The sequence below is a fragment of the Draconibacterium orientale genome, from assembly GCF_900111425.1.
Classification (GTDB): domain Bacteria; phylum Bacteroidota; class Bacteroidia; order Bacteroidales; family Prolixibacteraceae; genus Draconibacterium; species Draconibacterium orientale.
The window spans coordinates 98,903-121,633 of sequence record NZ_FOHT01000001.1; the positions used below are offsets into that span (position 1 = coordinate 98,903).

The 22,731-nt window shown below is 42.8% G+C and carries 15 protein-coding genes; 10 read left to right on the forward strand and 5 right to left on the reverse strand.

The genetic code is table 11. From position 1 onward, the window contains the following. Positions 1 to 60: 60 nt before the first annotated feature. The 6 genes from BMW53_RS00415 (at position 61) to BMW53_RS00440 (ending at position 12,958) form a co-directional block, all read left to right on the forward strand. Positions 61 to 1,170, forward strand: a complete 1,110-nt coding sequence (locus BMW53_RS00415) for an acyltransferase family protein (RefSeq protein WP_038561580.1) — start codon at positions 61 to 63, stop codon at positions 1,168 to 1,170. Between the two features lie 47 nt (positions 1,171 to 1,217). After that, positions 1,218 to 4,214: a serine hydrolase domain-containing protein gene (locus tag BMW53_RS00420; RefSeq protein ID WP_038565252.1), complete on the forward strand. Its 2,997-nt coding sequence runs from the start codon at positions 1,218 to 1,220 to the stop codon at positions 4,212 to 4,214. A gap of 132 nt (positions 4,215 to 4,346) precedes the next feature. Then, a complete protein-coding gene (locus tag BMW53_RS00425; protein ID WP_038561577.1) occupies positions 4,347 to 7,712 on the forward strand; it encodes a SusC/RagA family TonB-linked outer membrane protein in 3,366 nt (1,121 codons plus the stop codon). A 13-nt stretch (positions 7,713 to 7,725) separates the two neighbouring features. Continuing rightward, positions 7,726 to 9,558, forward strand: a complete 1,833-nt coding sequence (locus BMW53_RS00430; protein ID WP_038561573.1) for a RagB/SusD family nutrient uptake outer membrane protein — start codon at positions 7,726 to 7,728, stop codon at positions 9,556 to 9,558. A gap of 352 nt (positions 9,559 to 9,910) precedes the next feature. Beyond that, complete coding sequence (locus BMW53_RS00435) at positions 9,911 to 11,095, forward strand: exo-beta-N-acetylmuramidase NamZ family protein (protein ID WP_038561570.1); 1,185 nt, start codon at positions 9,911 to 9,913, stop codon at positions 11,093 to 11,095. Between the two features lie 3 nt (positions 11,096 to 11,098). Next, positions 11,099 to 12,958 carry a BamB-related PQQ repeat family beta-propellar protein gene (locus BMW53_RS00440; protein ID WP_217642857.1) on the forward strand — a complete coding sequence of 620 codons (1,860 nt, stop codon included), beginning with the start codon at positions 11,099 to 11,101 and terminating at the stop codon, positions 12,956 to 12,958. 176 nt (positions 12,959 to 13,134) lie between these two features. Here BMW53_RS00440 and BMW53_RS00445 read toward each other — a convergent pair whose 3' ends face one another. Next, positions 13,135 to 15,189 carry a helix-turn-helix domain-containing protein gene (locus tag BMW53_RS00445; protein WP_038561567.1) on the reverse strand — a complete coding sequence of 685 codons (2,055 nt, stop codon included), beginning with the start codon at positions 15,187 to 15,189 and terminating at the stop codon, positions 13,135 to 13,137. 211 nt (positions 15,190 to 15,400) lie between these two features. On the opposite strand from BMW53_RS00445, the gene BMW53_RS00455 reads away from it, so the two are divergent. The 4 genes from BMW53_RS00455 (at position 15,401) to BMW53_RS00470 (ending at position 19,122) form a co-directional block, all read left to right on the forward strand. Further along, positions 15,401 to 16,000: an ankyrin repeat domain-containing protein gene (locus tag BMW53_RS00455; RefSeq protein ID WP_038561562.1), complete on the forward strand. Its 600-nt coding sequence runs from the start codon at positions 15,401 to 15,403 to the stop codon at positions 15,998 to 16,000. Positions 16,001 to 16,201: 201 nt separating this feature from the next. Beyond that, complete coding sequence (locus tag BMW53_RS00460; RefSeq protein WP_038561559.1) at positions 16,202 to 17,290, forward strand: acyltransferase family protein; 1,089 nt, start codon at positions 16,202 to 16,204, stop codon at positions 17,288 to 17,290. 28 nt (positions 17,291 to 17,318) lie between these two features. After that, a complete protein-coding gene (locus BMW53_RS00465; RefSeq protein WP_038561556.1) occupies positions 17,319 to 18,362 on the forward strand; it encodes a serine hydrolase domain-containing protein in 1,044 nt (347 codons plus the stop codon). Continuing rightward, positions 18,337 to 19,122, forward strand: coding sequence for a DUF6090 family protein (locus BMW53_RS00470; protein ID WP_051567982.1), 786 nt, complete (start codon positions 18,337 to 18,339; stop codon positions 19,120 to 19,122). The genes BMW53_RS00465 and BMW53_RS00470 overlap by 26 nt, the downstream gene beginning before the upstream one ends. A gap of 61 nt (positions 19,123 to 19,183) precedes the next feature. Here BMW53_RS00470 and ppgK read toward each other — a convergent pair whose 3' ends face one another. The 4 genes from ppgK to BMW53_RS00490 form a co-directional block, all read right to left on the reverse strand. Continuing rightward, complete coding sequence (gene ppgK, locus BMW53_RS00475) at positions 19,184 to 19,918, reverse strand: polyphosphate--glucose phosphotransferase (protein WP_038561553.1); 735 nt, start codon at positions 19,916 to 19,918, stop codon at positions 19,184 to 19,186. A gap of 523 nt (positions 19,919 to 20,441) precedes the next feature. Beyond that, the gene (locus tag BMW53_RS00480; protein ID WP_038561550.1) at positions 20,442 to 20,870 is read right to left on the reverse strand and encodes an ACT domain-containing protein; all 429 of its coding nucleotides are present in this window, start codon (positions 20,868 to 20,870) and stop codon (positions 20,442 to 20,444) included. Between the two features lie 4 nt (positions 20,871 to 20,874). After that, positions 20,875 to 22,173 carry a phenylacetate--CoA ligase family protein gene (locus BMW53_RS00485; RefSeq protein ID WP_038561547.1) on the reverse strand — a complete coding sequence of 433 codons (1,299 nt, stop codon included), beginning with the start codon at positions 22,171 to 22,173 and terminating at the stop codon, positions 20,875 to 20,877. Between the two features lie 65 nt (positions 22,174 to 22,238). Continuing rightward, positions 22,239 to 22,670, reverse strand: a complete 432-nt coding sequence (locus tag BMW53_RS00490) for an ACT domain-containing protein (RefSeq protein WP_038561544.1) — start codon at positions 22,668 to 22,670, stop codon at positions 22,239 to 22,241. Positions 22,671 to 22,731 lie beyond the last annotated feature (61 nt).

A 22,731-nucleotide genomic window follows, 5' to 3' on the forward strand; every position in this document is an offset into this window, starting at 1 on the left:
CACCTTCTTTTAAGAAGAACAGAAGAAAGTTAGCAAACCTGATGACCTAAAAAACGATTAATGAAAACAGCAAAACGGTATCTGGCTCTTGATGTTCTGCGCGGTTTAACGATAGTAGCAATGATTACTGTTAACAATCCCGGCAGTTGGTCACATATCTATCAACCACTTAAACACTCGGTATGGAACGGGTGTTCACCTACCGACCTCGTTTTTCCTTTTTTCCTGTTTATTGTGGGAGTTTCCATGTACTTTTCATTTTCAAAATATGGAAATACCTTAAATAAGGAATCGTTTAAACGGCTGGCAAAACGAACCATTTTAATTTTTGCTATCGGCCTGTTTCTTAATTCATTTCCACAATGGGCCAGAGATTTTTCAAAACTGCGCATCCTTGGCGTCCTTCAGCGAATAGCAATTGTTTACGGAATAACATCCTTAATCGTGCTCTCGGCCAGAAAATCGTGGTTACCGTATATTTCTGCAACCATACTTTTATTGTATTGGGGCATCCTCTACTACTTTGGCAACGAAGCTCCCTTTAGTTTGGAAGGCAATGCAACGCTACTTTTCGACCGGGCAATTCTTGGCGAAAACCATATGTATCATGGCTTTGGCATTCCGTTCGATCCCGAGGGGCTGTTGAGTACCATTCCGGCAATTGTTACTGCATTGTTGGGTCATATGGCTGGTGCGCTTATTCACAAATCGGAAGAAACAAAAATAATAAAGCAGCTTTTTGTTGCAGGCCTGACAGGTATTGCGGCCGGATTAATCTGGGGATTGATTTTCCCTATCAACAAACCGCTATGGACAAGCTCATACGTGTTGTATGCTGCAGGCTGGGCTTCTGTTGTTTTGGCAGGACTCATTTGGATTATCGATATAAAATCCTACAAAAAATGGACATCCTTTTTTGTGGCTTTCGGAATGAATCCCCTATTCATATTTGCACTTTCCGGATTATGGGCCAATACCCTTTCGCGTATCATTAAATTCACGAACAACGAAGGTCAATTAACCAGCGGAAACAGCTGGCTTTATCACCAGGTTTTTGTACCACTGGCAGGACCACTAAACGGCTCGCTGCTTTTTGCGTTGGCACATGTTGCCTTCTTCTGGATAATTGCCCGAATACTTTACCAAAAAAAGATATTCATTAAAGTTTAAACCCTAACAATTCAATCCTTTAACAGCATTCAGAAATGATCTGGAACATGAAACAAACGGCCTTACTACTACTTCTGTTTTTTGTAATCGGAGCAACTGCCATGGCACAAACACAGCCTGCTGAAACCGACAAAAATCACTGGGTAGATTCTGTATTTCAATCGCTGACGGCCGAGCAGCGCATAGCACAATTGGTATGGATTAATACAGCAGCCGATAAGAACATTGCCAGCCAGCTAAAAGTAGCCGGGCTGATAAAAAAATACAACCTGGGAGGCGTGATTTTCTTTACCGGCGATCCGGTAAAACAGGCAGAACTTACCAATTTCTATCAGGCATCGGCACAAACGCCGCTTTTTGTTGCTATGGACGCCGAATGGGGAGCCGCAATGCGACTTCCCGGAGTAATGCCCTTCCCTTACAATATGATGATGGGGGCCTCGCACAGTCCGGAATTAATAAAACAGGCCACCACCCAAATGGCCAAACAAATGAAACGTTTGGGCGTACAGGTTAGCCTCGGTCCGGTTGTCGATATAAATACCCAACCACTAAACCCAATTATCGGGATGCGTTCGTTTGGCGAATCGCCCAAACAAGTTACAGCATGTGGTATTGCTTATATGCAGGGCTTGCAGGAAAATAATATTCTGGCCATTGCCAAACATTTCCCCGGACATGGCGACACACAAACCGATTCGCACCTTACCCTTCCGCTGGTTCCTTACACGCGCGAGCGACTGGATTCAGTTGAGCTCTATCCGTTTAAAGAACTGGCCAAAAACGGCGTTGCCGGTGTAATGAGCGCCCACTTAAATGTTCCTCAACTGGACAGCATAAAAGGCATTCCATCCAGCCTGTCAACGAAAATACTCAACGGAATTCTTCGCGATGAATGGAATTACCAGGGGCTGGTAATTACCGATGCCATGAATATGGCCGGTGCCAAAAGTTATGGTGAACCCGGCGAAATTGAAGCGTTGGCGCTAAAAGCCGGTAACGATGTGGTGGAATTTCCGAAAGATGTAGAACAAACAATTGCCGGAATAAAAAAGGCGATTGAGTCGGGCCTGTTAACACAAGACGAAATAGATTTTAAATGCCGGAAAGTACTGGCTGCAAAATACGATGCTGGTTTAAATAAACTGGCTCCTGTTTCGCGTATCAACCTGATGGAAGACTTAAACAGTGCTGAAGCCGAACTGGTAAAAAGGAAATTAATTGAGGCCTCGTTAACGCTTCTGGAAAACCAAAACGATATCATTCCGCTAAAACGCCTCGACACTTTAAAAATCGCCTGCCTTACTGTTGGAGAGTCAACAGTAACTCCTTTCCAGGAGATGCTTTCGAAGTACACAAAAACCGATAACTTTTTCCTTCCTGAACAGTTTTCGGAAAAGGAATTAATTGCGGTTAAAGCAAAACTTCAGGATTACAACCTGGTAATTGCCGGCCTGCATTTGTACGAAAGCAAAACGAGGCGATCGATGCAGGTAGGCAGCCTGCAAAAGGCAAAGCCCGAAAGGCCTTACGGGTTAAGCAACGAAACCGAAAATTTATTGGACTATTTATCGAATAATAAAAAGTCGATCGTTGTATTCTTTTCCAGTCCGTATGCAATAACCGAAGTTCGCGACTTTACTCCACCGGCCGGTCTGATTATGGCTTATCAAAAAGACTCGCTGGTACAGGAGTTAGCTGCTCAGCAAATTTTTGGCGGCATTGGTGCCTTGGGTAAACTTCCGGTTACGCTTGGCAACTACTACAAAATGGGCAACGGGCTAAACATCAGCAAGCCGGTTCGTTTGAAATACACCATTCCTGAAGAAGTTGGAATGAACAGCACACGTTTGAATCACCGTATCGATTCACTTGTTAGCGATGCCATTGCCAAACGGGCAACACCGGGCTGTAGCGTTTTAGCGACAAAAGATGGGAAAATAGTATTCCGGAAAACCTATGGTTATCATACTTACGAAGAACGAATTCCGGTTTCGGAAAACGATTTGTACGATCTGGCTTCGGTTACAAAAGTATCGGGAGCACTGGCAGCAGTGCTTAAACTCAGCGACGAAGGAAAAATCAATATCAACGATAAATTCTCAGCTTACTGGCCCGATTGGAAAAAACGTTTATTTCATTCGTCGGACAAAGAAGATTTGGGCTGGCGCGAAATTCTGGCACATCAGGCCGGGCTGATTCCCTACATCAATTACTGGTCGGAAACAACAAAAAACGGGCAGCTAAAAAACCGCTGGTATTCCGTTCAAAAAACACACGATTATCAGTTGGAAGTGGCTCCAAACCTGTTTCTAAAAAACGATTTCACAAAAAAGATCTACAAGGATATACGAAAATCGGAGTTGAATCCTCCGGGCAAATATGTCTATAGCGGCTTATCATTTCTGCTTATCCCTGAAATCACCGAAAACCTGTCGGGGCAAGCTTACACCGATTTTTTAGATGCCAATTATTACCACTCGCTCGGAGCATACAATATTACCTACAACCCGCTAAATAAATTTCCGAAAAGCCGCATCGTCCCTACAGAATACGATTCGTACTACCGCAAACAGCAGGTTCAGGGCACGGTACACGACGAAGCTGCTGCCGTTTTTGGCGGTGTGGCAGGTAATGCCGGTCTTTTTGCCAATGCCAACGACCTGGCAAAACTAATTCAAATGTATCTGCAAATGGGCACTTACGGCGGAGAGCAGTATGTAAGCCAATCGACCATGAAAGAATTTACGCGTGTTCAGTTTCCGGAAAATAACAACCGCCGGGGATTGGGCTTTGACAAACCGCTGCTGAACAACAACGAACTTAGCCCGGAACAGAGTTATCCATGTCCGGGAGCGAGCCCCGAAAGTTTCGGGCATTCCGGATTTACCGGAACATTTGTTTGGGCCGACCCTACTTATAACCTGGTTTACATCTTCCTGAGCAACCGTGTTTACCCAACGCGAGAGGGAAACATGCTTGGTAAACTAAATGTTAGAACCAACATTTTACAGGCATTTTACGATGAAATGGAAAGTAAGTGATAAAAAATCATATCCATGATATTATTTGATCACGCAAAGACTAATTTACTTATTTACATAATCTTGAGTTACACGTAATGAATTTGAACATTATGAAAACAAACATTAATTTAATTTAAATCCTTATCTATCATGAAGAAAGGCTTATTACTAATTCTATTTCTGTGCATGGGCATTATGGTTTTTGCGCAGAAACGTCAGATTTCCGGTGTAATACGGGAAGAGTCGACAAATGAACCGCTACCTGGTGTGTCGATCCTTGAAAAAGGAACCACCAATGGTGTTGTTACAAACATTGACGGACAGTACCAACTTACCGTGAGTGCTAACGCCACCATAAAAGTTAGTTTTATTGGTATGGAATCGCAGGAAGTTGTTGTTGGTGACGCAACTACCTACAATTTCGCGCTAAAACCTTCGTCGGAAGAACTGGACGAGGTTGTTGTTGTGGGTTACGGAATCCAGAAAAAAACCAACTTAACCGGTGCCGTTGCATCGGTGGATACCAAAGAACTGGAAGCAAGACCAATTCCCGACGTAGGTCGTGGTTTACAAGGCCTTACTCCGGGTTTGAACGTTGTTGTTCCGAGTGGAGAAGTTGGCTCCGACCCAATTCTGAAAATTCGTGGTCAGCTGGCATCTTTCGAAGGAGGTACTGCTCCTCTTATTTTGCTCGACAACGTTGAAATTCCTTCTATCCAGCTGGTTAATCCTGACGATATTGCTTCTATCTCCGTACTGAAAGATGCTGCGTCAGCATCGATTTACGGAGCAAAAGGAGCTTTTGGTGTAATTCTTATTACCACTAAAAAAGGAGCTTCAACCGAAAGCGTAAATATCTCTTACTCTGCTAACCTTTCGTTCCAAAACATCTCGAAAAAAATTGAAATGGGTGGAGTTGAAGCCTTGGAGTATTCAATTTTGGCCGCCGAAAGAGTTGGTGCAACTGCTACCGGTGCTTTCTGGAAGGTTACCCGCGACAGCTACGAAAAAGCAGTGCAGTGGGAACAACAATATGGCGATGTTGTAAAACCAAACGACCCAATGCTTTACGGACGCGACTGGTATGTTGATGCCAACGGATATAAATTGGGTTTGCGTACTTATGACCCTTACGATTATATGATCGAAGAATGGACACCAAGTCAGCAACATAACCTTTCGGTTAACGGAAAAACCGGCAATACCGACTTTAATATTGGCTTTGGTTACCTCGACCAAAATGGTATGATGAAAACCGCCAAAGAAGATGACTTTAAACGATACAACGGTTCGATAAAAGTTGGAACGCAAGTGAACAGCTGGTTGAAAGTTCACGGAGGATCGATTTTCTCGAAACGCGTAAAAAGATATCCTTTTGCAACAGCATCTACGACTGCCGACCCGTGGTTGTACCTTTACCGCTGGAGCCCGATTTATCCGTTAACAACAGAAGAGGGAGACCCGATCAGGAGCCCCGTTTCAGAAGTTGCACAGGCTAACACAGCATTTCAGGAAACCAACTACACCAGTATGAACGGTGGTTTTGTTATTACTCCGGTTGACGACTGGAATATTAACTTCGATTATACTTATGCCAACCAGGAATACATTAACAAAAACCCCGGAACACGTTACACTGCACGTAACAGCTGGAGTTCGGCATTGCCAAAATACGACGAAAGCGGCAGCCGTATCTATGTAAACAATGCGGGTGAGCAAGTGGCTTCAACGGCCAATGGTGCTATGGAAGCTTACGAACTGAACCTGCTAACCTACACCGGAGTTGGTGCCAACCCCGACCGTGTTTATCGTATTGCTCAAAACAAAAAGTGGTCAACAATTAACCTGAATACCACTTACGCTCTTACGTTAGACGAAATTCACAAGTTCAATTTTATGGCCGGTATGAACCGGGTAGCTTACGACGTTGCTTCAAACTGGTCGCAAAAAACGGCACTGATTGACTATAACAATCCTCAGTTCGATTTGGCTACCGGTACTCAAACTGCTGGCGGAAGCGAAGCCTGGGAATCACAACTTGGATTTTTTGGCCGTATCAACTACAGTCTGAAAGACAAGTACCTTTTGGAAGCCAACCTGCGTTACGATGGTACTTCTAAATTCCCGTCCGATCTTCAGTGGCGTTGGTTCCCTTCGTTCTCTGCCGGATGGCGTGTTAGCGAAGAAGATTGGATGCAAGCTTTGCAACCCGTGCTTAGCTCGCTAAAACTGCGCGGATCGTGGGGTACAATTGGCGACCAAACCGTAAGAAATTCATTATATATCCCAACCATGTCAGGTGGATACAACAACTGGATTATTGGCGGTTCAAAACTTTATGATTTCGGCACTCCTGCTTCGGTAGCAGCTGCCATTACCTGGCAAGATATTACTACACTCGACTTAGGTTTCGACGCACGTTTTATCGATAACAAACTGGGACTTTCATTTGACTGGTACCAGCGTGATACCGAAAACATGATTGTTCCTCAGGAAGGTCTTCCAACCACTTATGGAACATCGGCACCAAAAGGCAACTTTGGTTCGTTGCGTACCAACGGATTTGAATTGCAGTTAGACTACAACCACCGTTTCCGCAATGGTTTAGGGTTAAATATTGTGGCAACAGTAGCCGATGCAAAAACAAAGATTACCAAATACGGATCGACACAAGTTGTTGACAGCTGGTATGTAGGAAAAACTTATGGCGAAATTTGGGGGTATGAAACAGATCGGTTGTACCAGGCCGACGACTTTGTATACAGTGATGGCGAATTGGTAACCGTAACATCATCTGACGACAGAAACGTTTATCAGCTTTCTGATCCAGATGCAGCAACACAAGGCTACCTGCAATCGGGTAACTTTATGTTTGGCCCCGGCGATGTTAAATACAAAGACCTGAATGGCGACGGAGTTATTAACGATGGCAGCCGTTTGTTGGACGACCATGGCGATTTGAAAAAAATCGGTAACAGTACTCCTCGCTACGAATACAGTTTCAGAATCAATACCGACTATAAAGGTTTCGACTTATCTGTGTTCCTTCAAGGTGTAGGAAAACGCGATGTTTGGGGTAACGGATTTTTTGCTATTCCCGGATTTAACGCTTCCGACGGTGCAATGCCAGAAGCAATGGCCACTGATTTCTGGAGAGAAGACCGCACTGACGCTTTCTATCCTCGCCCATACAACATGGCCAATGGTAATAACGGATTAAATTTGGCCAGACAATCACGCTATTTGCTCGACATGTCGTACCTGAGAATTAAAAACATCACTTTTGGTTATACATTACCGGCTCAGCTTGTTGAAAAAGCCAGCCTAAGCAGCCTGCGTGTTTATGTATCACTCGAAAACTTCTTCACTTTCGATAATTTGCGCGACCTGCCAATCGATCCGGAAGAAATTTCAGGTTACTCAATGTGGAACAGCAGCAACTACAACTTAAGTCGTACAGGTATTGGAACACCAACCTTTAAAAGTGCGTCAATTGGTCTTCAGTTAAATTTCTAAAATCGACACAATCATGAAAAAATATAGTTTAATATTAATAACACTGGTCTTACTGGCATTTACCAGCTGCGACGATTTTCTTGACAGACCTTCGCTTACCGAAATGAACGACGAGACCTACTGGACCTCGGAAAACAACCTTCGTTTGTTTGCCAACGGTTTTTACGAAAATTACTTTGTTGGATATAACTCGTCGTGGAGTTCGTCGTACACCCCACTTCGTAGTTACTATTTCTCCGATGATTTTACTTCTCGTGGAAAACAGGGTGGTTTTGAAACACAAGCTCCATCGTCGAGAGCCAGTACAAGCTCTACGCCAAGCATGATGACAACTTATGCCGGACCAAGCTGGAACTTTTCGTGGGTAAGAAAATCGAACCTGTTTTTAGATAGAATTGAAAATATGGAAGCCGGAATTCTTACCGAAGAAGCACAAAATCACTGGACTGCAGTTGCCCGTTTTTTCAGAGGTTACGAGTACAGCCGACTTGTAAGTGTGTTTGGTGATGTTCCTTACTACGGAAGCGTTGTTGCAGACACTGAACTGGATGTTTTGTATAAAGATCGCGACGACCGTACCGAGGTAATGGACAAGGTGTACGAAGACTTTGAGTATGTTTTGGCCAACATGAGATTATCGGACGGCGATGCACAGTACCTTAACCGCTATACTGCTGCCGGATTTATTTCGCGCTTTATGTTGTTTGAAGGAACCTGGCAAAAATACCATCTGAATAACACGGAAAAAGCAAGCAAATATTTACAAATGGCTGTTGATGCAGCGGCTATCGTGATGGAATCGGGTAAATACTCTTTTACCAGTGATTTCCGTTCGCTTTTCGGTTCTCAGGATTTGGCAGGAAATGCCGAAGTTATTATGTACCGTCACTACGATGCTGCATTGAATGTAACACACCATGTTGCTTCTTATTCCAACTTAACAGAAGGACAAGCTACTGCACCTAACCTTTCATTGGCAAAAGCATTTATTTGTACCGATGCAAAACCCTACCAACTTTCGTCGGTTGAAAATGCCGACAAACTGGATATTCAAAACATGGCTGCCACCCGCGACCCACGTTTTGAAGCCACTTTCTGGGATGCACCAATGAAAGAATCAGCTACCTTGTTGTATGCCGATAAATTTATCGACAGAGTTGGTCCAACTTACTATGGTTCTGGTTATCCTTCAATCTACGGTTCAAACACCAATACCAACGATGCTCCGGTAATGCGTTTGGCTGAGGTGGTATTGAACTGGGTTGAAGCAAAAGCCGAACTGGCAACTATGGGCGGCGCAGCGGTTACTCAGGCCGACATTGATGCTTCTATAAATGCCATTCGCCAGCGCCCGTTGGATGACGTAGCGATTGAAAAAGGTATTACACAAACAGCTCCGCTGTTGCTAAATGCATTGCCTGACGATCCTGCCCGCGATTCAGATGTACCTGCCTTAATTTGGGAAATCCGACGCGAACGCCGTATGGAATTTGTTTACGAACACTCTCGTCTGCTCGACATCAAACGCTGGAATAAAATCGACTACATGCGGGCTTCTGAAAATCCGGATATCATGCGTGGATTATGGATTGATTTCCAGGCAGAATTCCCTGAATGGCTGGTTGAAGAAAAAGAAGGCGTGTTAAGAGTGGAAAATGAAAACGGAACAATTGTTACCTACGATGGTACAAACGCCGCTGAAATGGTGGGCTATTTTGTTCCTGAAAGTATTGCCGAACGCGACGAATTTACCGACCGTGTATATCTTGCTCCGGTAGGAAATGCACAAATCAGTGAATACGCTGACAAAGGCTACACTTTGACTCAAACACCAGGATGGAACTAAAAATATAGCCTGGAATTAATAACCTGAGTTCAATTTTAAAATATTTCACAGAAAGTCATAATTGCGTCAGATTTGCATTTAAAATTCTGAAGGAATAACGAGTTATTTCAAAGAATTTTAAATGTGAAGATGGCGTGAGAAGGACTTTCCTTTCAGGCTTTGCTCTTTTTGCCATAAACTTCCCCCAATTTTCTTGTATTATCCCGATAGTACTGCGAAAACCGGTGAAAGTTTCTGACTAAAAATAGCTAAAGCTGTGAGTTATTTTAAAGCAGAACTCAGGTTAATACCTTAGAGGCTGCCTTACTTGTTATCGCAGCCTCTTTTTTTTAAATCAATTAAATAATCAGGAATGAAACAGGTTACAATATCAGTCATAATTCTTCTGTCATACATTCTTTTCTCTGGTTGCAAAACTACAACTAAAACTCCGCCACAACAGGTAATTGTTGGAGCCGAACTCACAGATTCGTATCTCCCCTTTCTCGAAAACAAAAATGTTGGGTTGGTTGTCAATCAAACTTCGGTTATCGATTCTGTTCACCTTATCGATTATCTCTTTAATAAAGGTGTTTCCATAAAAGGAATTTATGCGCCTGAACACGGCTATAAAGGCAATGTAGAACGCGGTGAGCACGTTGACGGGACAACTGATCCTGACACCGGAATTCCGGTGCATTCGTTGTATGGACAATACCGTAAACCCACGCCGGAAATGCTGGAAGGCATCAACGTAATGATTTTTGATATGCAGGATGTTGGCGTTCGCTTCTTTACTTATATCAACACAATGACCAGAGTAATGGAAGCGTCGGCCGAAAATGGTATAAAAGTTATCGTTCTCGATCGACCTAATCCTCTTGGATATTACGTTGATGGCCCAGTGTTAAAACCGGGTTTCGAAAGCGGTGTAGGCTTATTTCCAATTCCGGTTATTCACGGAATGACTGTTGGCGAATATGCCCAAATGGTGAATAGCGAAGGCTGGCTGAAAGATGGTATTCAGTGTGATTTGGAAGTGGTTAAAATGAAAAATTACACCCACGAAACCAAATACCAGCTTCCGGTACTTCCCTCGCCCAACCTGGCCGATATGAAATCGATTTACCTCTACCCTTCCATCTGTTTGTTTGAAGGCGCCGATGTAAACGAAGGACGAGGAACTGATAAACCTTTTCAGGTATTTGGAGCGCCCTATTACACTCCAAAAGATGTTTCATACGTACCGAAATCGATACCGGTGTTGGCACTGCATCCGAAGTTTGAAGGCGAAACCTGCTACGGTTACGACCTTTCGGAAACGCCATTGGCCGAACTTCAAAATATTAAACAGCTGGAAATAAAATACGTCATCGATTTTTACAATAAATCGGATGACAAGGAGAATTTTTTCACGCCATTTTTCGATAAGCTGGCTGGCACAGACCAATTACGGGAACAAATTATTGCCGGACTTAGCGAAGATGAAATTCGCAAGTCGTGGCAAGCGGATCTCGACAACTTCAAACAAATGCGTAAAAAATACTTATTGTATTAAAAGATGAAAAACAATTTTATGATGAAGAAAACACTCTTTCTGGCAAGTTTATTTCTTTTTTTAGTGCCTTTTGCACGTGCTCAACAAGTATGTTTTGCCCATATTACCGACACCCATGTTGGCGGAAGTACAGGAGCAGAAGACTTGGTGCGAACAGTGAAAGATATTAACAGCCAGGCCAACATCAACTTTGTCATTCTGTCGGGCGATGTTACCGAATTTGGCTCCGACGAAGAACTAAGGGAAGCAAAATCAATCCTGTCAGAATTAAATAAACCCTGGTATGTTGTTCCCGGCAATCACGATTCAAAATGGTCGGAAAGCGGCAATAACAGTTTTGTTCGTGTTTTCGGGTGCGAGGAATTTTCGTTCGAAGCCGGTGGTTACCTGTTTATAGGAACGGCCAGTGGCCCCAATATGCGAATGGCTCCCGGACTGGTTCCACACGAGCAGATCGTTTATCTCGATTCGGTTTTGCACAATATGAAAGATCCTGAACAGCCCATTATTTTTGTTAATCATTATCCGCTCGACAATTCACTGTCGAACTGGTACAAGATCATCGACCTGTTAAAAACACGCAATATCCAGGCGGATTTGCTGGGCCACGGGCACCGCAACATATTGTTCGATTTTGAAGGTATTCCGGGTGTAATGGGACGATCGAACCTGAGAGCAAAAGAGGAAATTGGCGGGTACAATATTGTTACCATCAAGCAAGATACAATGTACTATGCCGAGCGCACTACCGGGGTAAAAACACACGAAGAATGGTGCAAAATACCACTGCAAAATCACCATTTTACTGAAAAAGAAAACGACTACCCGCGCCCCGATTATTCGGTAAACCAGAATTATCCAGAAATTACAAAGGTTTGGGAGGTGCAGGATGTTAGCGATATAGGAACAGGATTAGCCAGCAAAAACGGGATTACCGTTTACGGAAATGCTGCCGGAGCCATTGTTGCACTTAATGAGAACACAGGTGAATACATTTGGCAATTTCAAACAAACGGGAAAATCTATTCAACGCCAGCCATCGCAAAAAACAAGGTAGTTTGTGCTTCAACCGATAATAATATCTACTGCCTGAACCTGAAAACCGGCGAGAAAGAATGGAGTTTCTCTACCGATAAATCCATTGTGGCCTCTCCTGGAATTTATAAAAATTCGGTTTACATCGGGTCGTCTGAAGGGATTTTTCGTTCCATCAATTTAAATTCGGGCCAGCTGAACTGGGCCTTCAGCGATGTGAAAAACTTTGTGGAAAGTAAACCACTGGTTTACCAGGGCACAGTTTATTTTGGCTCGTGGGGAAATACTTTTTATGCCCTCAACGCCAAAACCGGCAAGCTGGAGTGGAAACGCGAGAAATACAGCAACCGCATGTTATCGCCGGCAGCAGTTTGGCCGGTAGCTGCCAACGGTAAAATATTTATTGTTGCACCTGATCGGTACATGACAGCGCTTGATGCTAAAACCGGAGAAGAAATCTGGCATTCGAAAGAATACTCCTGCCGCGAATCAATTGGCATTTCGAACGATGGCGAACTGGTTTACATTAAAAACATGACCGAAGGAAATGTTGACGCTTTTTATACTTCTGCCGACGAACAAAAGCTGGCATGGGAATGTAAGGCAGAGCTGGGGTACGAAATTGCTCCTTCGCCGATTACCGAAAGCGGAAACCTGATCTTTGTGCCAACAACCGAAGGAATTGTATGCGCCATTAACAAAACATCGCACCAGGTGGCCTGGAGGTACAAATTATCAAATGCGCTGGTAAACCATATTCTGCCGGTTAACAATGACCGTATCATCGTTTCATTACTCGATGGCAAAGTTGTGTGTTTACAATATTGACAGCATTTTTTTCAAAAGAGCTACAAAATAATCCAACAAAAACGGCCGCGTAATGTGGTCGTTTTTTATTGGTAACAGATTTATTTTGTTGAAAGAATCCGTGGAGGATGATTTTGTACATAACAGATCTTTAGCAAGTTCCGCGATTGGAATTTTGCCAAAATCAGATCAAATCCCTATAGCAATCCCTTCTCCGCCAATACCTTTTCTATGGTCGCATGTTTTTTCCAAAACCGATCGTTTATTTTCTGAATCGTTTTCCGGTACTCCGGGTTAGCTTCCAGCGGTTTCAAAATCGGATCCATATCCTGAAAAAGTAAAATCCAGTACTGGTAATTATCCTGAGTTGAAAAAATCTTGAGTTGCTCTACAGCTTTTTCGTATTCTCCTTTATAGGCATACATTACGGCCATGCTGGCACTTTTATAAATCGATTGATCTTTCTCGCAATACTCCACATAATTATCAAAAAAATTAGCGGCCTGCTCCTTCAAACCCATCTTTTCATAAACCCGGGCAATTTTCACATCCTCCTGCGGATAAATATCCAGTCCGCCTTTATCGCGGGCAGCAACAAATTTTTCGAAATAATAAAAGGCGCTGTCATAATCCTCCTGGTAATAATAAACTTTTGCCACTTCCTGCAAAAGATCCAGACGGGTAGTGTCCTTGCGCCACTCCTGAAGCAACAGTCTTTTGGTCCGCTCACCATCGCCATCTTGTGCATACAAAATATAAGCTTTCATCAGCGGCGCATAATAATTTTCAGGATTAAAATCGAGCGATTTTTCGATATAAGTCGCTGCCTCATCAACAAAACCATTCTGAACAAGCGCATTACTCAGTGCCAGATAAATGTAACTTTTACCAATAGAATCGTTGGCTGCAACATCCAACTGAATACCTTTTAGTGCATACTCCAGGTATTTTGCGGTATTCGGAATTACGCGCGCATACAAATCGGCCAGCATTTGTACCACCGCCAGGGAGTTGGGATTGTACTCCAGCGCTTTTTCAAGGTGTGGCAAAGCCAGGTTGTACTCCTCAATTTGCATGTAGTAAAGGGCTTTGGCAATCAGGCTTTCAGCCGAACGAGAATCGTAAAGCAATGCCTTATCAGCAAAATTGTTGATTTGCTCCGTATATTGTTTTTCTTTCTGATTAACATCGAGAAAATAATACGAAATAGCCACGTTGGCATAAGCCAGCGCAAACTGATCGTCCTCTTCTATCGCTTTCTCAAACAAGGAAATTGCTTTCTCCAGGTTCTCCGGTGTGCGATTATAATACAAGTTAAGTGCCTGCAAATAATAGTCGTAAGCCTCTAAATTCTCCGTAGGGATTTTCTCAATTTGTTGTAATTCGGCAGGCGTAACAACGGCTTTAATGGCCTGTGCTATTTTTCGGGCTACTTCATTCTGAAGCGCAAATACATCATCTACTTCACGGCTGTATTGTTCTCCCCATATTGGTCGGTCGGTAGCGGCTTCAACCAACTGAATATTGAGTAAAACCTGGTTGCCAAAACGCTGTCCACTTCCCTCCACCAGGTAATTCACATTCAACTCTTCAGCAATTTCCGGAATACTTTTTTCTGTACCGCGATACCTGGCCACCGAAGTTCGGCTAACAACGCGCAGGTCGCCAATTTTCTGCAGGTTGTTTAAAGTCGATTCCATGAGCCCGTTCACAAAATACAGGTTCAGCGAATCGCTGCTTTCGTTTACAAAAGGTAACACGGCAATCGATTTCTCCAACTCAACACGAGATTCGCTTTTTCTACTGAAAAATAAAACGAACCCAACAATTACAACCACAGCCATCGCCCCAATCGCATACCATTTGTAATTTTCGGGAACACTTTCCTGAGCATTTCCGTTTTCTTCAGGTACAGCTCCTTTTCGCACCTCACCGGGCGAATAACCGTATTGTTCGCGAAAACATTTAATGAAATAAGAAGTGTTTCCAAAACCAACCTCGTAGGAAATTTCAGCTACTGTTAGCGAGGTTTGCTTCAACATCTCCATACCTTTTGTAACGCGAACCTGCCGAATAAACTGACTCGCCGAAAGCTGTGTATGGGTTTTAATTTTTCGGAGTAAACTGGAACGGCTCATATTCATAAGATCGGCCAACTCGGAAACGCCAAATTGCTCATTGGCGATATTCTCCAGAATAATCGCTTCCACTTGTTCGATAAAATCTGCTCCCAAAATTGATGTGTTCGACATGCTGTTTCTTATTAACCCGAAAGTAGAAAAATTTATGAAAATGCAGATGAAAAAACGCCGTTTGCTTCAAATTTTGCATTTCTGCATCATAATTTTCATGCCCGATTCAAACGTAACACTTATCGCCGCATATGGTTTAAATCAGTCGTTTACGAAACCCTCATCTTTGTACAAACAATTTTCAAAATCAAAAACATTAAAATTTTAAAAAATGAAAACACTAAAAAGAAATTCAGTTAAAGCAGTAGTAAATTTTTCACTTATTCTCCTGGTATTATTATCTGCTTGTGCAAATTCGGGAAGTAATAACAAAGTACACTCGGGAAATGATACCGAAGTGAAGTCAGGCGTTGAAAAACCAAAAGTTGACTTGCATACCGCAATTATGTCGGGCAACCTCGAAGCCGTAAAACAACACATTGAAGCCGGAACCGATATTAACAAAAAAGACCAGATGAGTGGTTCAACGCCGCTAATTGCAGCCATATCGTTTAATAAAACAGCAATTGCCAAAGCTCTGATTGATGCCGGTGCCGATCTGAACCTGAAAAACAACGAGGGATCGACCGCATTACATGCTGCCGCCTTTTTCTGCCACCTGGAAATTGTGCAGATGCTTATTGATGCAAAAGCCGACAAAACTTTAAAAAACAATTATGGTGCAACTGCCCGCGAATCAGTTCTGGCTCCATTTGCCGACATGAAACCCATTTACCAAATGATGCAGCAACAATTAGAGCCGCTCGGTATAACAATCGATTTAGAGGAAGTGGAAAAAAACCGCCCTGTTGTTGCCATGATGTTGCAGTAGCCAAGATAACGTAATAATGTGAAAGTGTTCAAAACTTTACCCCTTCGCCTTTCGGCACTTCCCCTTACAAAGGGGAAGCAGTTTCAAACCGGCATTAAGCAGAATAATAACGCTTGAAATATTCGCTTAAGATGTTCTCCCCTCGTGAGGGGAGATGTCGAAAGACAGAGGGGTAAAGTGAAAAATTAAAACAAAAAGAAAATGAAAACAGAAAGAAGATACGATATTGATTGGTTACGCGTGCTGGCAATAGGCCTATTACTGATTTACCACATTGCCATTGTTTTTCAACCGTGGGCTATGTTTGTTGGCTTTATTAAAAGCAACGAAAGCCTGGAAAGTTTATGGAAACCCATGACACTGTTAAACGTTTGGCGGATTCCGCTATTATTTTACGTTTCAGGAATGGGTGTGTATTTTGCCATGCGAAAACGCAACTACAAGCAGTTGCTTACCGAACGTACACGTCGGATTCTGGTTCCACTAATTTTTGGGGCACTGGCTATTGCCCCGCTACATTTCATCATTTTTCAGAAATTTTACCATTTGCCTTTGGGGTATTACCCACACATGGGCCATTTGTGGTTCCTTGGCAACATATTTATTTATGTGCTGGTATTCACTCCGCTGTTCTTTTACTTGTTGAAAAACGAAGAGGGTAAATTCAAAAAAGGACTGTCTGCTTTAATGAAAAACCCGCTGGGGCCGCTGTCACTATCGGTATTTTTTATCGCCGAAGCGCTGTTGGTAAAACCTCAGATTTTTTCGGTTTACGCCGAAACATGGCACGGCTTTTTTCTTGGTCTGCTTGCCTTCTTTTTTGGCTTTCTGTTTATTTACAGCGGACAGCAATTTTGGCAAACAATATCGAAATGGAAATGGTTGTACCTTGGTTTAGCGTTGTTTTTATACATCATTCGCTTGTTAGTATACGAAACAAATTCTCCGGGATACTTAATGGCCATCGAATCAAACTGTTGGATATTTGCCGTTTTTGGTCTGGGTTACCAATACCTTAACAAACCAAGTGCAACACTAAGCTACTTAAGCCAGGCTGCTTATCCGGTTTATATAATTCATATGTTTGCCTTATATGCAGGTGCACTAATCATTTTGCCAACGCAACTGCCACCAATGGCAAAATTCGTTGCTGTTACAGCATTTACTTTTGCCACTTGCTATGTTGTTTATGAACTTATAATAAGAAGGGTTGGCGTTTTACGTCCGCTGTTTGGATTAAAACCCAAAATCAACAAATTAGAGAAGAAACTGTTACAGAAAGCGGCATAAATTCTCCGTTCAGAATAAAATTGTGATAATGAAAAAGAAACAAACAACACTAATAATCAGAATAATGTTATTTACCGGAACCGCCATATCGCTTTTTTTTGTACCCTGGTTATTGCTAAAAATTATGCTTGCCCCACTCCCCGATACTGTGCAGGCTCAGCTCGATAAAAGTATTAAATACGGATTTGATGGTATAATTGTATATGTTGACGAAGCCGGTAAAGAACCAGCTTTTTATGCTGCAGGATACAAAAACAGGGAGAACAAAATACCCGCCGATCCTCATTCGCTGTTCAAAATTGCCAGCATCAGTAAATTGTACGACGCAGTTGCCATTACCAAACTGGTAAGCGACGGACGTTTGTCGCTGGATAAAACACTGGCCGATTACTTCCCGGAATTAGTGGGAAGAATTGAAAATGCCGACAAAATTACCCTCAGAATGATGGTGCAGCACCGAAGCGGAATACCAAATTTAACCGACACGCCTAACTTTTGGGCAGAACCACCGGCAAGCAGCGAGGAAGCGCTTGAACGCGTGCTGGATTTACCCGCCGATTTTGAGCCCGACCAAAAGTACAGGTATTCGAACACCAACTATTTATTGATTTCGATGCTGATTGAAAAAGTAACCGGAGAAGATATTTTTCAAACCATTAAAAAAGAAATTCTCGATCCGCTTGGCCTTACAAATACTTTTGCTTCGATAAGCGAAGAAAATATCGACGATGTAATGAGCGGATATTACGTTGGCATTGAAGAAGACATTAAAGCCGGAGATTACGGCACCAAACTCACATCGATGGTTGCCAGTGCTGAAGATGTTGGCATTTTCCTGCGTGCACTAAACTATGGCTCGGTGTTTAACGAAGGTGAACAGGAAATTTACTCCTCCATTTACGTTTACAACCACACGGGCCTGATGCCGGGCTATATGAGCATTGCCAAATACCATAAAGACATTGATACGGTGGTTGTTCAATTTGTGAATACAACCGATTTCCAGGGGCTGCACTGGAGTATAATGGAAATTGTATATAGGCGGGTTGTTAAAATCGTTAGAAAAGATTAGATTTTTTCGGAAAATACGCTTAAAACTAGTCCGCGAAAACAAATTCGGACAATACATTAAATATGCCATTGGCGAAATTGTGTTGGTGGTGATTGGTATTTTAATTGCTGTGCAAATCAATAACTGGAACCAGAATAGAAAAGATGACCAGATTTTGAATGAATACCTGGTAAAAATTAAGTCGCACACCCTGGAAGATCTTCGTAAACTGGATACAGTAACGGTTTACAGAACACAATTAGCTGATTTATGCAAAAAAGCCCGTACGCGTGTTTTAGACAAAACCGAAGATGAGGACCTTATCCTCTTTATGGCATGCGGGGTAGCATTTGCCGATTATTATTTTAAACCCAGCACCGGCGGATATGAGGCATTAAAAAATTCGCGCTTTTTTGGCAAAATAAATAACACAGCTCTCGATTCGCTTTTAACCCGGTATCATGGCTTGGTTAACGACATTGCTGAAAATGAAAAAAGTTATAACAATTATGTGGTGTTTCAGGAGGCCCACATCTCTACCAAGTTCGACAGATCTTTAATTCTGGCTTCTGCTTTCTTGCCCCAGGATTCGCTAATTAACCGTGCCACACCCATGTCGGAATATTACGAGGATTTTGCAGAATATACATCCTCGGCCCCATTTCGAAATGTTATTGGACTGGCCGCTTTCCAGTTTGAGGCCATGGTTGATCAGTACGATCAATTAAAAGATGCAGGCAACGCAGTAATTAAAGAAATAGATGCAATTACCGGTGAATAATTTTCGGTGAAGTATGTTGCTCCCGTAAAAGAACTGTTCACTCCGAATAACAAAACGGCAATTACTTATAAACCATATTTAAAGCCGCACCGATAATTCCGGCGTTGTTTTCCATTTCGGCCGGTACTACAGGGGTATCCAGCTTAATGTATTCTTCAAACTTGTCCATTTTTTTGCTTACTCCCCCACCAATAATAAACAGGTTTGGATTAAACATTTTATCGTAATAATCCAGGGCTTTGTTAAAACGTTTGCCCCATTCTTCCCACGACAGGTCTTTTCTTTTGCGCACCGAATCGGCCGAATAGCGTTCAATAGTTTTGCCTTTAAATTCGAGGTGCCCCAATTCAAGGTTCGGAACCAGGTGCTTATTGATAAAAATTACTGTTCCGATACCCGTGCCAACTGTAAGTAAAAACACCGTTCCCTTTTCTTTGGCTCCGGCGCCAAAATGAATCTCGGCAATTCCGGCAGCATCGGCATCATTCACGCACTCCACTTCGCAGCCTGTTTTGTCCGATAGTTGTTTGTTCACGTGCTGCCCAATCCAACTATTATCGATATTTGCAGCGGTTAACATCACACCGTTTTTTACCACGGCAGGAACACCAACACCAACCTTGCCTTTCCAGTTAAAATGCTCGGTAAGCTGGGCCATTACTTCCGCCACAGCATCAGGAGTTGCAGGTTGCGGGGTTTCTATGCGGTGCCGTTCAGTAACCAGCTCGCCGGTTTTGGTCTCTACAATTGCTCCTTTAATCCCCGACCCACCAAAATCAATTCCAAGTACTTCCATTTTTTATTGTTTTTTTGATCCTCTAATTTACAATAATGATTTCGTTCAGTTGCAATGATTATTAATTTAGCTTGAATCAGACCTTATTTCCGCAAGAAAATAATATGTCACGCAGATCTCGCAGATTTACGCAGAAAAAAACTTAAGCCCCAAATGGCTGAACAAAATCAGCGTGAATCTGCGTCATCAGCGTGAAATAACAAAACCGTGCAATTTTTAGGTTATAAAAAAGCAAAACACAAAAGAACGAATCCCCTTCCGAACTACCAGGTTTGTTTGTTGTTTTTGCCAAACACCATTAGTGGATTTTACCGAAAACTCGTTTTCTTTTAACACTGAAATGTATCACGCAGATCTCGCAGATTTACGCAGAAAAAACTTAAACCCCAAGTAGCTGAACGAAAATCAGCGTCATCAGCGTCATCAGCGTGAAATAACATCTTTGGGTTTTAAAACTGCTAAACACAAGAAAAGGAGATTCCCTTTCGGAAATCCGCTTTTATATTTTCTTATCGGGTTGCGATTAGAATTGGTAAAGTTCGTCAGCCCGAATCAATTCGGTTTTATGTTTCTGCAGCATTTCTACACAGCGCTCAACACGCGTTGGGCGAATTACTGTAACCGCTCCTTCATCCTGCATCGAAAAAGCGTACATGTATTCGATAAACACTTCCTCCTGTTGCAAAATATCGAGCAGCTTGCTCAAACTACCCGGCTTGTTTGGTGTTTTGGCCAAAACAACATCGGTGGTTTTTACCGAAAACTCATTCTCTTTTAATACTGTACATGCCTTATCCGGATCGGAAACAATCATCCGCAGAATTCCAAAATCAGACGTATCGGCAATGGTAAACGCCGACAGGTTTATTTCGGCATCCGCCAGTATTTTTGTTACTTCGTTCAATCGCCCTGACTTATTCTCTAAAAAAACAGATACTTGTTTAATAATCATGACTTTAGATTTTACGGTTATCGATTACACGTTTTGCTTTTCCTGCAGTACGTTCAATAGTCTTAGGTTCCACCAGTTTTACATCAACCGAAATTCCTAAGGTACTCTGAATATTATGGGTAATTTTCTTTTTCAGTTTCTCCAGTTCGCGAATTTCGTCGGAGAAGAACTGCTCCTGCACTTCAACCATTAGTTTCAGCACATCGAGTGTTCCTTCGCGCTCCACAATCAGTAAGTAGTGTGGTTCGGTTTCGCTCATTTCAAGCAGCACACTTTCAATTTGCGACGGGAATACGTTCACCCCGCGAATGATCAGCATATCATCCGACCGGCCCTTGCATTTTTCCATGCGCACCAATGTACGTCCGCACTCGCATTTATCGTAGATCAACCGGGTTAGGTCGCGCGTACGGTAGCGCAAAATTGGAATACCTTCTTTTGTTATGGTTGAAAACACCAACTCTCCCACTTCGCCCGGTGCAACAGGTTGCAGTGTTTCGGGATCAAGAATTTCTGGAATAAAATGATCTTCGTTTACGTGCATTCCCGACTGGTGTTCGCACTCGCATGATACGCCTGGACCGATCACTTCGCTTAATCCGTAAATATCGATAGCTCTTAGTTTCAGTTTGGCTTCAATTTCTTTGCGCATGCTTTCGCTCCATGGCTCGGCACCAAAAATTCCCACGCGCAGTTTCAACGCTTCCGGCGCGATACCCATTTCGGCCATTACCTCGGCTAAAAACAATGCATACGATGGCGTACAGGCAATAACCGACGAGCCAAAATCCTGCATCAGTTGAATTTGCTTTTTGGTGTTTCCACCCGAAATAGGAATTACTGTTGCACCAAGGTTTTCGGTTCCGTAGTGCAAGCCCAAACCGCCGGTAAACAGTCCGTAACCGTAAGCCACCTGTACAATGTCGTTACGTGTTACGCCGGCCATGCACAACGATCGGGTAACAACTTCGGCCCACATATTCAGGTCGTTGCGGGTATAGCCAACAACTGTTGGTTTTCCGGTGGTACCCGAACTGGCATGAACGCGTACAATTTCGCTCATGGGCACGGTAAACATACCGAAGGGGTAATTATCGCGTAAATCGGTTTTATTGGTAAAGGGCAGTTTTTTTAAATCCTCAACCGAGCGCACATCGTCGGGCAGCATGCCAATTTCCTGCATTTTTGCCCGGTAGCTGGGTATATTGTGGTAAATGCGCTGAACGGTTTGCTTTAATCGTTCGCTTTGAACTGCAGCCATCTCATCGCGAGAGGCGCATTCTATCTTTTCATTCCAAATCATAAAATTTGTTGATCTTTGGTTTTACATGTTGTTTTTAGAACTACAATCGGGCATTTCTGCAACTGTTATTTACCGTAAACCACTTTGTCATCCAAAATTTTTACATGGTTGATTTCCAAACGGCGAACGGCCTCCAAAACATCGGGCACTTCAAGCAGCAGCACAGCAAGATTCTTCTCGGCAATAAGGCGTGTATAGGCACTTTCTATATGAATTCCGGTACGTGCTATTTTCACCAGAATTTCATCAAGCCCACCGGCTTCGTCTTTCATTTCAAGCGCAATCACCTCTTTCATCGACACGGAATTTCCATTGTCGGAAAGAATTTTATACGCCTCTTCGGGCCGATCGACCAACATACTTAATACGCCCCACCCGTGTGACATATCGTTTAAAGTAAGCGTACGAATGTTGATTCCATTTTTGTTCAACAGTGCGGTAATCGCCTCAAAATGGGTGATTTTGTTCTCGAGAAAAACAGATATTTCAAATGCCATAATTGTAGTTTTTTAGTTTATTCAACATGGTTTTCGTAAAATTAAAGTTTCTTGGGTAAAC